This is a genomic window from Actinoplanes sp. DH11, assembly GCF_020873875.1.
Taxonomy (GTDB): domain Bacteria; phylum Actinomycetota; class Actinomycetes; order Mycobacteriales; family Micromonosporaceae; genus Actinoplanes.
Genome location: NZ_JAHWGU010000023.1, coordinates 83,536 through 96,097, shown reverse-complemented (window position 1 = coordinate 96,097; position 12,562 = coordinate 83,536). Strand labels below are relative to the sequence as shown.

General features: G+C 71.7%; 8 protein-coding genes. 5 read left to right on the top strand and 3 right to left on the bottom strand.

Annotated features, from left to right (window positions below):
- Positions 1 to 3: 3 nt before the first annotated feature.
- The 3 genes from LPA41_RS29175 to LPA41_RS29165 all read left to right on the top strand — a co-directional run bounded on the left by LPA41_RS29175 (position 4) and on the right by LPA41_RS29165 (position 3,305).
- Positions 4 to 1,707: a PP2C family protein-serine/threonine phosphatase gene (locus LPA41_RS29175; RefSeq protein WP_229074108.1), complete on the top strand. Its 1,704-nt coding sequence runs from the start codon at positions 4 to 6 to the stop codon at positions 1,705 to 1,707.
- On the top strand, positions 1,704 to 2,723 hold the full coding sequence (locus LPA41_RS29170; protein ID WP_229074107.1) for a B12-binding domain-containing protein: 1,020 nt from the start codon (positions 1,704 to 1,706) through the stop codon (positions 2,721 to 2,723). Before LPA41_RS29175 ends, LPA41_RS29170 begins: the two co-directional genes overlap by 4 nt.
- A 216-nt stretch (positions 2,724 to 2,939) precedes the next feature.
- Complete coding sequence (locus LPA41_RS29165; RefSeq protein ID WP_229074106.1) at positions 2,940 to 3,305, top strand: hypothetical protein; 366 nt, start codon at positions 2,940 to 2,942, stop codon at positions 3,303 to 3,305.
- Positions 3,306 to 4,097: 792 nt separating this feature from the next.
- Here LPA41_RS29165 and LPA41_RS29160 read toward each other — a convergent pair.
- Entirely contained in the window at positions 4,098 to 4,928 is an 831-nt protein-coding gene (locus tag LPA41_RS29160; protein ID WP_229074105.1) for a LamG-like jellyroll fold domain-containing protein, read from the bottom strand.
- A gap of 195 nt (positions 4,929 to 5,123) precedes the next feature.
- Between LPA41_RS29160 and LPA41_RS29155 the strand changes: the two genes are divergently transcribed.
- Positions 5,124 to 5,495, top strand: a complete 372-nt coding sequence (locus tag LPA41_RS29155; protein ID WP_229074104.1) for a DUF6401 family natural product biosynthesis protein — start codon at positions 5,124 to 5,126, stop codon at positions 5,493 to 5,495.
- Between the two features lie 94 nt (positions 5,496 to 5,589).
- Here the strand turns inward: LPA41_RS29155 and hrpA are convergent, their stop codons facing one another.
- Both hrpA and LPA41_RS29145 read right to left on the bottom strand, forming a co-directional pair.
- On the bottom strand, positions 5,590 to 9,516 hold the full coding sequence (gene hrpA, locus LPA41_RS29150) for an ATP-dependent RNA helicase HrpA (RefSeq protein ID WP_229074103.1): 3,927 nt from the start codon (positions 9,514 to 9,516) through the stop codon (positions 5,590 to 5,592).
- A 55-nt stretch (positions 9,517 to 9,571) separates the two neighbouring features.
- A complete protein-coding gene (locus tag LPA41_RS29145) occupies positions 9,572 to 10,666 on the bottom strand; it encodes an LCP family protein (RefSeq protein ID WP_229074102.1) in 1,095 nt (364 codons plus the stop codon).
- A gap of 536 nt (positions 10,667 to 11,202) precedes the next feature.
- On the opposite strand from LPA41_RS29145, the gene LPA41_RS29140 reads away from it, so the two are divergent.
- On the top strand, positions 11,203 to 12,561 hold the full coding sequence (locus LPA41_RS29140) for a sugar transferase (protein WP_229074101.1): 1,359 nt from the start codon (positions 11,203 to 11,205) through the stop codon (positions 12,559 to 12,561).
- The last annotated feature ends 1 nt before the right edge of the window (position 12,562 follow it).

Sequence of the window (12,562 nt, the reverse complement as noted above, 5' to 3'; positions counted from 1 at the left end):
CGGATGACCGCGCTCACGCCGCCGGATGCCGGCGAGCCGCTGACGCGCACGGTCCCGGTCGCGCCCGCGCCGGCCCTGCTCAGGGCCGTCCTGGAGGCCGCGACCGAGGCCATGCTGCTGTGCGCCACGACCGGCGACACGGTGCTGCTGGCGAACGCCGAGGCACAACGCCTGCTGCCCGGCCTGGAGCCGGGGCAGGACGCCACCACCGGCCCGCTGGGCGAGCTCGCCGCGGGTCAGCACTCGTTCCGGGCCGAGCACCACGGCCGCCATCTGTACGGGATGCGGCGCGACCTGGACGACGACCACTACGCCTGGTTCCTGCGCGACCACACCTCCGAGACCGTGCACGCCACGGCGCTGGAGGTGGAACGGTCCCGCACCGCGTTCCTGGCCGAGGCGGGGCGGCGGCTGTCCGCCTCGTTGCACGTGCGCCGCTGTACGCGTACCGCAGCCGAGCTGGCCGTCGCGCACCTGGCCGACGCCGCCATCGTGGTCCTGCCCGTCACCGGCGGGCACAGCGCCTGGATCCGCCTCTCCCCCGGGCACGCCGCCGAGGAGGGCACGCTCCCCGAGCGGGTGCTCGCCGAGGTGCCGGGGCTGACCGAGGCGCTCGACGGCTTCCCGCCGATCCCGAGCCGCTGGCTCGACCCGGCGCTGGCGCCCGGCTGGCTGTTCCCGGCCGACCTGGGGCCGATCGGCGCGCTGCTGGTCGTCCCGCTGCCCGGCCACGCCGAGCCGGCCGGCGCCCTGGTGCTGGCGCGCACCGGCCCGCACGCCCCGTTCTCCGCGGAGGACGAGCAACTGGTCCGGGTCTTCGCCGCCCGGGCCGGTGCCGCCGTCGCGGCGGCCATGCTCTACCAGGAGCAGGTAGACACCACCGCGGTGCTCCAGGCGGACCTGCTGCCGCCGGAGCTGCCCCAGCCGGAGGGTTTCGAGCTCGCCGCCTCCTACCAGGCGGCCCGTGACTCGCTGCGGGTCGGCGGCGACTTCTACGAGGTCATCGGCCCGGTCGACGGTGGCAGCGACACCGTGATCGCGCTCGGCGACGTCTGCGGCACCGGCCCGGAGGCCGCGGTGATGACCGGCAAGGTGCGGCAGACCCTGCGGGCGCTGAGCCTGGTCGACGTCGCGCCGGATCACATGCTCACGGTGCTCAACCGGGCACTGCTCCAGTCCGGCCGCCGGCAACGCTTCGTCACCCTGGTCGTCGGCACGGTGCACCGTGCCGAGCAGGGGCGGGTGCGGCTCCGGCTCGCGAGCGGCGGTCACCCGCCACCCCTGATCCTGCGCACAAACGGTACGGTCGACGTCGTACCCACCAAGGGCACGCTGATCGGCGTCCTGCCGGAGACCGTGGTCCGCCCGGCCACCGTCGAGCTGGCGCCCGGCGAGCTGTGCCTGCTCTACAGCGACGGCCTGACCGAGGCGCGCGGCGGCCCCACCGGCGACGAGCAGTTCGGCGAGGAACGGCTGCGCCGGCAGTTGGCCGGCTGCCAGGGCATGCCCGGCGCGGTCGCGGTGGAACGGTTGCGCCAGCTGGTCTCCGAGTGGGTGAACGGCGGGCCCCGCGACGACATCGCGATGCTGGCGGTCCGCGCGCACACCCGCCCGCCGCTGAGCCTGCGCGGCGGTGGCGCCCCGAACGCCTCGCCCTACCTGGTCGCGGCCCGCCGCGGCGACCGTCGCAGCCGGAGCCGGTCATGACCGCCATCACCGTCGACCTCGCCCTCGACCACTACCTGGAGCTGGTCGGTGACGGCGACGAACAGGCCGCCGTCGCCCACGCGACAGCCCTGCTCGACGCCGGCGTACCGGCCCAGCGAGTGATCAACGACCTGATCGGCGCCACCCAGCGGCGGGTCGGTGAGCTGTGGGCCACCAACGAGTGGGGCGTGGCCCGGGAGCACGCGGCCACCGGCGTCAGCGAGCGCGTCCTCGCCGCCGTCGCGGCCCGCACCACCGTCCCGGCCACCCGCGGCCGGCTCACCCTCGCCTGCGTGGACGGGGAATGGCACGGCCTGCCCGCCCGGATGTTCGCCGAGCTGCTGCGCCTCGACGGCTGGCGGGTCGACTTCCTCGGCGCCAGCGTGCCCGGCCGGCACCTGATCACCCACCTGCACCAGACCGGCCCGGACGCGGTCGCCCTCAGCTGCATGATCCCGACCCGGCTGCCCCGCGCCCACGCCGCGATCACCGCGTGCCGCGCCGCCGGGGTCCCGGTGATCGCCGGGGGCCGCGGGTTCGGCCCCGACGGGCGCTACGCGCAGCGGCTCGGCGCCGACGCGTGGGCCGCCACCGGCGAGGAGGCCATCGCCCGGCTGGCCACCGACTGGCCGCCGCGCTGGGTGGCGGACGACCCCGGCACCTTCCTCGGCGACGAGGAGTACACCCACCTGGTCCGATCCCGGCCGCAGCTGATCGGGAACGCGATGGACCGGCTCCCCGAGGTCTACCCGGCGGCCCGCGACTACGACCAGGCACAACTCGAGTCGACGGCCGAAGATCTGGGCCACATCGCCGACTTCCTGGCCGCGGCGCTCTACCTCGACGAGCCGGAGATCTTCACCGATTTCGTCGGCTGGACCGCCGACGTGCTGATCAGCCGCGGGGTGCCGCAGGGTGCGCTCCGGATCGGGTTGCGGCTGGTCCGGGACCAGCTCGTCGACTTCCCGGCCGCGATCACCACGATCGACCGGGCCGTGGCTGCGCTGCCCCGATAAATCGGTTGCCGGCCCACCCGGGGCGGGCCTAGCGTGGCCGCATGCTGTGACAGACGATCCGGCGCGCCTCGCAGTTCCGGCGCCCCTTCATCACTGTGAACCGGTCGGCCCCTCGACGGGCCGGCGCTTCCCGTGAGCCCGGATCCGGCATTCCCACACGCTTCGCTCGTTTCCGGGCACCCCTGTGTCTCCTCGTCCTCCCTGGAGGGTGCTTTCATGCCTGCCACACCGTTCTCCGTGCACGTGAACCTCGACGACCTGGCCCGCGACGACCTCGCCGCCGGCCTCACCCGGCCCGTTGTCGCCCAGCCCGTCGTCACGCAGCCCGTCGTCACGCAGCCCGTCGTCACGCAGCCCGTCGTCACGCAGCCCGTCGTCACGCAGCCCGTCGTCACGCAGCCCGTCGTCACGCAGCCCGTCGTCACGCAGCCTGTCGTCACCCGCCGGCCGGGCGCCGGCGCCACCACGCGGCAAGACGCCCGCGACACCCGTCAGGCGGCCCGGGAACGCTCCGGCCGCGACCGTTCCGCCCGTGCGGCGGGCGCGGCGGGCGGCCGCAGCTACGCCTTCCGCCGCAGCTGACCGTCCTCCTGGGTGTCCCTATGGGAGGTCGAGTAGCGAGGGCGAGCTCTTCCGCCGGTTGCGCCGGCGTGGTGTTGCTCGCCCTCGGCTCTGTTGCGGTCCCTGGACAAGGAGCCGCAGTCGGCTGCGGTGGCTCCGCGCGGCGGTGTTGATCTGCTAGCGGTGCGAAATCGCGGTTTTGACCCCTTGATCACAGCGATTTCGTAGCGCTAGCAGATCAACATCTCGCCACCGGCGGCGTGTCCGGCGCCACCGGGGTCAAAACGCGAGGGCCCGAAGGTTGATGCACGGGCGGCATCAGTGGGACCACGATCGGGGTGCAGCGCCTGCGGTGGCGAACATCTCCGCCGTGGTCCGGCACGCCGGCGCCCTCCGCCGTGGTCCGGCACGCCCCGGCCCTCCGCCGAGGTCCGGCACGCCGCGCTCTCCGCCGTGGTCCGGCACGGCCGCGCCTTGACGGCGCGTCTGAGCCTGCCGGCGCGGCTGATCCGAAGCGGCCGCGCTGCGGCGAAGCCGTCGTGACGCGGCCCGCCAGTCGCGGCCGCGCCGACTCGGCCCTCTGGCGCGGCTGATCTTGAACGGTCAGGCCGTGCGGACGCGACTGGCCTGAAGCGGTCAGACCGTGCGGACGCGACTGGCCTGAAGCGGTCAGACCGTGCGGACGCGACTGGCCTGAAGCGGTCAGACCATGCGGACGCGACTGGCCTGAAGCGGTCAGACCATGCGGACGCGGCTGGTCGAGAACGGCGGCCCGGCACCGAGGTGCCGGGCCGCCGTTGTGTCCGGACCGGCTCAGACGAGCTGGACGTAGACGTCGTCGATCTGGCCGTGGAACATGTCGGCGCCGGCCTGGAAGTTCGGCCCGCCGATCCGCAGCGGCATCGTGTTGTCGACCGTGAGCGTCGCCGGCACCGCGGCCCGGCCCACCGGCGTGCCGTCGACCGACACGACGAGCGCCGTACCGGACCGCTCACACACCACCCGGTGCCAGGCGCCGTCGGCGACCGGACGTGCCGACGTGGCGGTGAACTTCTGTCCGGTGCCGCGCGCCACCATCGTGCACTGCGCGCGCCCGGCCTTGCCGCTGATCTGCATCTTCCACTGGCTGCCGGTGCCGGCGACGCCCTTCTGCATGACGTTGGCGTTGCCGTTGAGCTGGGCCGCGCTGACCCGTACGCTCGCCGCCCACCGGAAATTGCGCGCACCCGGGTCCAGGTCCGCGTCGTCCGCCGCCTCGAGCAACGCCCGTGGGCACGTGGTGGCCCCGGTGGCGCACTTGGCCGGGAACGTCGCGAACCGCCCCGCACCCAGGGCGGTGAACGTGACGGCACCGGTGTCCGCACCGCGGACGGTCAGCGGCCCGCCCCGGCCGGACAGGTCAGCGACCCGGCCGTCGGTGGCTCCGCCGTCGAAGTTGTATCGCGCCACCAGCCCGGGCGGCACCTCGGCCGGCGCCGCGGCGGCACCGGGAGCGGCAGCAGCACCGCCAGCGACACCGGCACCGCCAGCGGCAGCGGCACCGGGAGCCGCGCCCGGCGTCGGCGCCGCGGTCGCGGCGCCGGGAGCACCCAGCAGCGGCGCGGCAGCCAGCAGGGCAACAATCGAGTACTTGACGATCCTCATGAGAAGAAGATTGCCCATAACACCCTTTACGACCAAAACCACCCGGGGAAAGTAGACCGTACGAGGTCGGATCACGGTGCCGGACGGGTGCTACGGGTGCCGGCCGGGAGCATCGGTTGCCGGCCGGTTGGTGCTTCGGGTGCCGTTGGGTCACCCACCTGTTGTTGCTGCTCGCCGCCCTCTAGCGTCTTCCGCATGACGAACGAGAACCTCGCCATCGCCCCGATCGCCGCCGCCCGCCCCGCCCGCGTCCACCTCGACGAGACGATGGCCCGTGTCGGTGTCGACGGCCTGGCCGCCGCGTTCGCCGAACCCGCTCTCCTGGCCCGCGTCGACCAGCACGCCGCCACGGTCCGGGACTCCATCCGTGACGCCGGCCGGGTGGTGGACGCCGAGTCGCTGGCCTCCTACGCCCGGTCGATCACCGCGGGCGCCGCCCGGATGGGCCGGTCGGTCCCGGAGCCCGGCCAGGCCCCGACCGGCGCCGCCGCCTGGATGAACGCCGCATGGCCGCTGCTGCCCCTGGTCGCCGTCTGCCTGCTCGCCCTCGAGGCCGACCTGCACTGAGCCGCCGGCCCACACCGACGGGCCGGCCCGCACTGATCAGGACCGGCCACAAGACGGCACAGGGCCTGGGCGCCGGCCGCCCGGCACCCAGGACTCAGAGCGGCAGCGCGTCCATGGCCTTGTAGATCCGCTTGTCCGAGATCGGGTACGCCGTACCGAGCGTCTGCGCGAAGTAGTTCACCCGCAGCTCCTCGATCATCCAGCGGATCTCGCGCAGGCCCTCCTCCGCCGGGCCGCCGGGCACGGCCTCGGCGCGCAGTTCCCGGTACTCCGACTCGATCTCGTGGATCTGCGTCGTCAGCTGCCGGTCGCGCCCGAGCCCGCCACCGAGGCGGTCCAGCCGATAGACGATCGCCCGCAGGTAGCGCGGCAGGTGGTGCAGCTGCCGCCACCCGGTCTCCGTCACGAAGCCGGGGTGGACCAGCCCCTTCAGTTGCTGCCGGATGTCGGCCAGCGCGGGCAGCAGCGACGGGTCGCGCAGGCTGCGGACCCGCTGCTCCACGTCGTACGTCGTGGCGAGCACCGCCTGCACCTGGGTGACGACGTTGGCGACGGCGTCGACCAGGTCCTGACGGACGTTGTCGCGCAGGGACGCGAACTCGACCGAGGACCAGACGGGGCCGCCGTGGTCGGCCACGAGCCGGTCGACGGCGGCGCCCGCGCAGTCGTCGAGCAGGTCGGCGATCGACCGGTACGGGTTGGCGCGGGACAACTCCAGCTTGGCCCGGTTGTCGAGGCGGCCCTGCAGGAACCGGGCGGCCGGCGGCAGGGTCAGCAGCATCAGCCGCCGGGTGCCGGCGACCATGGCGATGCGCTGTTCCGGCTCGGTCTCGAAGACCTTGATCGCGACGCTGTCGCCCTCGTCGACGAGGGCCGGCCAGACGTTCACCTCGTACCCGCCGCGCACCTGGGCCACCTTGCGCGGCAGCCCGCCGAAGTCGTTCGTGGTGATGCCGCGGCGTTCCAGGTTGCCGGCGGCGCGCGAGATGGTGGCCTGCACCTTCGGCGCGAGCTGCCGGCGCAGCACGTCGAGGTCGCGGCCCTCGGCGACCACCTCGCCGGCCTCGTTGACGACCCGGAAGTTCATCCGCAGGTGCTCGGGCACCTGGTCCGGGCGCCACGCGTCGGCCGGTACGACCACCCCGCTGAGGCGCCGCAGCTCGGTGCCGATCGCGTCGGGCAGCGCGCCGCGCCGCGCGGGGACCCGGTCGAGGACCGCTTCCGCCCAGTCGGGCACCGGGACGAAGCTGGTTCGCAGCTGTTTCGGCAGGGCCCGGATCAGGGCGATCACGACGTCCTTGCGGAAGCCCGGCACGGACCAGCCGAAGTCGTCCGCGTCCAGCTTGTTGATCAGGTCGAGCGGGACCCGGACGGTGACGCCGTCGGCGTGCGAGTCGGGGTTGAACTCGTAGTGCAGCGGCAGTTTCACGCCGCCGGCCAGCCAGGCGTCCGGGAAGGCGTTCGGGTCGACCGTGTCCCGGCCGGCGTTGACGACGTCCTCCCGGGTGAAGGTGAGCAGGTCCGGGTTCTCCCGCCGGGCCTTCTTCCACCAGCCGTCGAAGTGGCGCGACGACACCACCTCCGCCGGGATGCGGGCGTCGTAGAGCGCGTACACCGTCTCGTCGTCGACCGCGATGTCCCGCCGCCGCGCCCGGTTCTCGATCTCGGTGATCTGTTTCAGCAGGCGCACGTTCTCGGCGTAGAACTTGTGGTGCGTCTCCCAGTCGCCCTCGACGAGGGCGTGCCGGATGAACAGGTCGCGGGAGGCGGCGGGGTCGACCTTGCCGTAACCGACGCGGCGGCGCGGCACGATCGGCAGACCGTAAAGGGTCACCTTCTCGAAGGCCATCACCGCGCCCATCTTGCGGTCCCAGTGCGGTTCCGAGTAGGACCGTTTGACCAGGTGCGGCGCCAGTTTCTCGGCCCATTCGGGTTCGATCCGCGCGTTCACCCGGCCCCAGAGCCGGCTGGTCTCCACGAGTTCGGCGGACATCACCCATTTCGGTTGCCGCTTGAACAGCGCCGAGCCGGGGAAGATGGCGAATTTCGCGCCCCGGGCGCCCAGGTACTCCCGTTTCTCCGGATCCTTGAACCCGATGTGGCTGAGCAGGCCCGCGAGCAGCGCGGTGTGCACGGGTTGTGCCGCGACCCCGGCTTCCCAGTCCTCCTTCAGGGCGAGCCCGAGCGTACGGGTGACCTGCTTGAGCTGCGAGTAGATGTCCTGCCACTCCCGCACCCGCAGGTAGTTCAGGAATTCGCTGCGGCACAGCCGGCGGAACTGGTTGCCGGACAGTTCCTGCTGTTTCTCCCGCAGATAACGCCACAGGTTGAGATAGCTGAAGAAGTCCGATTCCTTGTCGGTGAACCGGGCGTGCTTCTCGTCGGCCTGCTGCTGTTTGTCGGCGGGCCGTTCGCGCGGGTCCTGGATCGACAGCGCGGCCGCGATCACCATCACCTCGGCGAGGCAGTCCTGCCGATCGGCCTCGATGACCATGCGGGCCAGCCGCGGGTCGACGGGCAGTTGTGCGAGCTGCCGGCCGAGTGGGGTGAGCTTGCGGTCGGCGAGCGCGCCGAGTTCTTCGAGCAGTTTCACGCCGTCGGTGATGTTGCGCCGGTCCGGCGGGTCGATGAACGGGAACTTCGCGAGGTCGCCGAGGCCCAGGTTCGTCATCTGCAGGATGACGCTCGCCAGGTTGGTGCGCAGGATCTCCGGCTCGGTGAACTCGGGGCGCTGCTCGAAGTCCTCCTCCGAGTAGAGCCGGATGCAGATGCCGTCGGAGGTGCGCCCGCAGCGGCCTTTGCGCTGGTTGGCGGAGGCCTGCGACACCGCCTCGATCGGCAGCCGCTGGACCTTGAGCCGGTGCGAGTACCGGCTGATCCGCGCGGTGCCGGGGTCGATCACGTAGCGGATGCCGGGCACCGTCAGCGACGTCTCGGCGACGTTGGTGGCGAGCACGACCCGGCGGCCGGTGTGCCGTTCGAAGACCTTGTGCTGCTCGGCGGCGGACAGCCGGCCGTAGAGCGGGACGATCTCGGTGTTGCGCAGGTCCCGCTTGCTCAGCGCGTCGGCGGTGTCCCGGATGTCCCGCTCGCCGGAGAGGAAGACCAGGATGTCGCCGTCGCGCGGCAGTTCGTCGACCGCGGCCGCGATGCCGTCGATCTGGTCGACCGGTTCCTCGCGGATCTCGTCGTCCTCGATCAGCCGGGTGGTGACCAGCGGCCGGTAGCGGACCTCGACCGGGTAGGTCCGGCCGGACACCTCGATCACCGGTGCCGGTGTGCCGGCGGCGTCGGCGAAGTGCGCGGCGAACCGCTCGGTCTCGATCGTCGCCGACGTGATGATCAGTTTGAGGTCGGGGCGCTGGGGCAGCAGCTCGCGCAGGTACCCGAGGATGAAGTCGATGTTGAGACTGCGCTCGTGCGCCTCGTCGATGATGAGGGTGTCGTACCGGCGCAGCATCCGGTCGTTCTGGATCTCGGCCAGCAGGATGCCGTCGGTCATCACCTTGATCATGGTGTCGTCGCTGACCTGGTCGGTGAAGCGCACCTTGTAGCCGACGGTGTTGCCGAGCGGCCGGTCGAGCTCCTCGGCGATCCGCTCGGCGACGGTCCGGGCGGCGATCCGCCGGGGCTGGGTGTGCCCGATCTGCCCGCGCACGCCCCGGCCCAGCTCCAGGCAGATCTTGGGGATCTGGGTGGTCTTGCCGGAACCGGTCTCGCCGGCCACGACCACGACCTGGTGGTCGCGGATCGCCGCGGCGATGTCGTCCTTGCGGGCGCTGACCGGCAGCGCCTGCGGGTAGGTGACGCGGGGCACCGAGGCGAGCCGGCTCGCGAGGCGGGACCGGGCCTGCTCGACCTCCGCGGCGATCTCGGCGAGCGCGGCGGAGCGGGCGGCGTCGTCCCGGATCCGCCGGGTGCCCTCCAGCCGTCGTCCGATGCGGTGTTCGTCGCGGGGAAGGAGTTCGGAGATCCGGGAGCGCAGCTCGGACACGGATGCGGGGGAAGGCGAAATCGACATGGCGAGGCAAGAATAGGCGGTACGCTCGCGCGTTGCCCGGTGATTAACGCCGCGTTCAGCGGCCGCTGACCGTACCCTCCGCCGGGTGCGCGCTGATCCACTGCTCGACGGTGTCGTCCGCGATCGCCTTGAACATCGACGTCGACAGATCCGGGTCGAGCTTCACCGCGCTGCCGGCCGGGGTCTTGAGGCTGGCGGTGGTGTAGGGAACGGTCCGGTAATCGATGTTCGCCGGGCGGATCTCCCGGACCGCGAAGGCCAGGTCCCGCAGGTCCAGCTTCTGGTCGACGGTGAGCGAGTCGGCCGCGATGCCGAGCAGGTTGTCCAGCTTGAGCGGGTTGGTCAGCGTGCCGCTCGACTGCACCTTGGCGATCAGCGACTTCACCACGAGCTGCTGATTCTTCATCCGGCCGAAGTCGCCGCCCTTGACGCCGTAGCGCTGGCGGACGAAGTCCAGGGCCACCTCGCCGTCCATGTCGTGGCATCCGGCGTCCCAGACCGTGCCGCTGTGCGCGGAGGTCACCTTCGTGTCGATGCAGACGTTCACCCCGTCCACCGCGTCGACCATGTCCCGGATGCTGGCGAAGTCAGCGATCATCGCGCCGTCCAGGGTGACCCCGGTCAGCTCCTTCACGGTCTTCGCGGTCAGCGGCGCCCCACCGAAGGCGAACGCTGAGTTGATCTTGTTCTTGCCGCCTTTCCAGCCGCCACCGGCGGGCACGTCCACGTAGCTGTCCCGCGGGATCGAGACGAACGTCGCGTGATCGCGCGCCTTCGAGATGTGCAGCAGCATGATCGTGTCCGACCGCTCGCCGATCGGGCTCGTCCCGCCGGACTCCCCGGCCCGCGAGTCGGAGCCGAGCAGCAGCAGATTGAGCGGCCCTGACTCCCAGTTCGCCGCGGATCGGGCGACGTCCTCGGCGGAGTCGGCGGGCAGCAGCTCGGCGCGGGAAACCTTGTTCTCGTAGCGGCTGTAGAGGAAATAACCTCCGCCGGTGACGCCACCGGCCACCACGAGAACAAGCGCCGCCAGAACGAGAAGCGCCTTCTTCCAGCCCGGCATCGAGCCGAACCATCCCTTGTTCTTCTCGTTCGCGGCCGGCTGTTCCTTTTCGCCGGGCTCGCCGACCACATCGATCCCAGATTCCACCCCCACACCTTTCATGTACGGGCGAGGAATGGTCAAGCCGAGATCATCCCCCGTTCGGACAGCTTTCTCTCCGACGGCATCCCGGCGTCCGTTTGAAGCGGTTGTTCAGGCCCGGCAGCCCTCACCACGGACGGTGACCCCGAACCGGACTATCAGTAGGTTCTCCCCCGCCAGCTGTAGGGATGAGATCACGCTGAGTGTTCGCGGAGACTCAGATCACTCAGCCGATACCCGCCCAGTTCCTAGCACTTTCTCAGGTCGGACCCACCCGTCAGAACGGATTCCCGGGCCGAAACAAGACAGCCTGCCGCGCCGTTCCGATCCGTCACGTACACGGCGGCCCCGCCGTCACCCACGTCCGCTTTCCGCCTTTTCAGAACACCGGTAAATACTGATTGTCCGAAAGGACGACGCTGGCACGAATACTGCCTCCCTACTGTTCAACTTCGCCGCAGGCCAGCATCGGAACGCGGCCGGCCAGCAGAAGGGAAAACGGAGGCGACGTGTACGGGGGACAGTCCACCGCCATCACTTCGATGTCGAGTGAGAAAGCCAGGACCACACCGCCGCCGGCGTGGATTCTCATTCTCGGAATCGATGCGGTAGCTCTTTTCGCGCTCATTCCGGCCAACAGCACGCACTTCCGGGCGCTGACCGTCCTCGCGCTGGTGACGATCGCGCTGCTCGCGTCGGCCGGCCTCTACGGCCGCCGCCTGCACCTGTCGCTGCTCGACGACCTGCCCGCCCTGATCGGCCGGGTGCTGATCGCGGCCGCCCTGGTCGCCGGCGTCACCGCCCTGCGGCACACGGTGGACACCCGCATCACCGTCGAGTCGCTGTTGCGGACCACCGGCGCCACCATCCTGCTGCTGCTCGCCGGCCGGTCGCTCACCTACGCGGTGATCCGGGCCGCCCGCCGGTCGCGGCGGGCCGGCCGCCGGGCCGTCGTGGTCGGCAGCGGACCGGTCGCCACGGACCTGATCCAGGTCCTGCACCGGGACCACAGCTACGGACTCAAGCCGGTCGGCTACCTGGACGAGACCTGGCACCACGACCCGGCCGCGATCGGCGTGCCGCGCCTCGGCGACGTGGTCGACCTGGCCCACGTGCTGGAACGGCACGGCGCGACGGTCGTGGTGGTCGCCGACCCGAACGCGCCGGAGGACCGGTTCGCCGACGTGCTGGAAGCGTCGATGGGCCGTACCCGGCACGTGTACGTGGTGCCCCGGATGCGCCGCTTCCCGATCCGCAACCCGCACCAGGACCACGTGGGTGCCATCCCGGTGGTCCGGGTCCGCCTGCCCGAGCTCGACGGCTGGCGCTGGCGGCTGAAGCGCAGCTTCGACGTCGCGCTCAGCGCGCTCGCCCTGCTGCTGCTCAGCCCGGTCCTGCTGGCCTGCGCCGTCGCGGTCCGGCTGGAGGGCGGCCCCGGCGTGCTGTTCCGCCAGGAACGGGTCGGCCGGGGCGGGCGCACCTTCCAGGTGCTCAAGTTCCGCTCGATGCGGCCGCGCGACGAGACGGACTCGCAGACCACCTGGTCGATCGCGAACGACGACCGGGTCGGCCCGGTCGGCCGGGTGCTGCGCCGCACCTCGCTCGACGAGCTGCCCCAGCTGTGGAACATCTTCCGCGGCGACATGACGGTCGTCGGCCCGCGCCCGGAACGGCCGCACTTCGTCGAGCAGTTCTCCGCCGAACACCCGCACTACGCCCGCCGGCACCGCGTACCCGTCGGCCTGACCGGCCTCGCCCAGGTCAGCGGCCTGCGCGGCGACACCCCGATCGGTGACCGGGCCCGCTTCGACAACTACTACATCGAGAACTGGTCGCTCTGGCTGGACGTGAAGATCATCGTGCGTACCCTGCACGAGGTCGTCAGCGCCGGAGGCCGCTGAC

What these genes read in the sequence shown, in the direction of transcription:
- LPA41_RS29160 (WP_229074105.1), bottom strand. Translation starts at nt 4,928, where the DNA reads ATGAGGATCGTCAAGTACTCGATTGTTGCCCTGCTGGCTGCCGCGCCG.
- LPA41_RS29170 (WP_229074107.1), top strand. Translation starts at nt 1,704, where the DNA reads ATGACCGCCATCACCGTCGACCTCGCCCTCGACCACTACCTGGAGCTG.
- LPA41_RS29165 (WP_229074106.1), top strand. Translation starts at nt 2,940, where the DNA reads ATGCCTGCCACACCGTTCTCCGTGCACGTGAACCTCGACGACCTGGCC.
- hrpA (WP_229074103.1), bottom strand. Translation starts at nt 9,516, where the DNA reads ATGTCGATTTCGCCTTCCCCCGCATCCGTGTCCGAGCTGCGCTCCCGG.
- LPA41_RS29175 (WP_229074108.1), top strand. Translation starts at nt 4, where the DNA reads ATGACCGCGCTCACGCCGCCGGATGCCGGCGAGCCGCTGACGCGCACG.
- LPA41_RS29155 (WP_229074104.1), top strand. Translation starts at nt 5,124, where the DNA reads ATGACGAACGAGAACCTCGCCATCGCCCCGATCGCCGCCGCCCGCCCC.
- LPA41_RS29140 (WP_229074101.1), top strand. Translation starts at nt 11,203, where the DNA reads ATGTCGAGTGAGAAAGCCAGGACCACACCGCCGCCGGCGTGGATTCTC.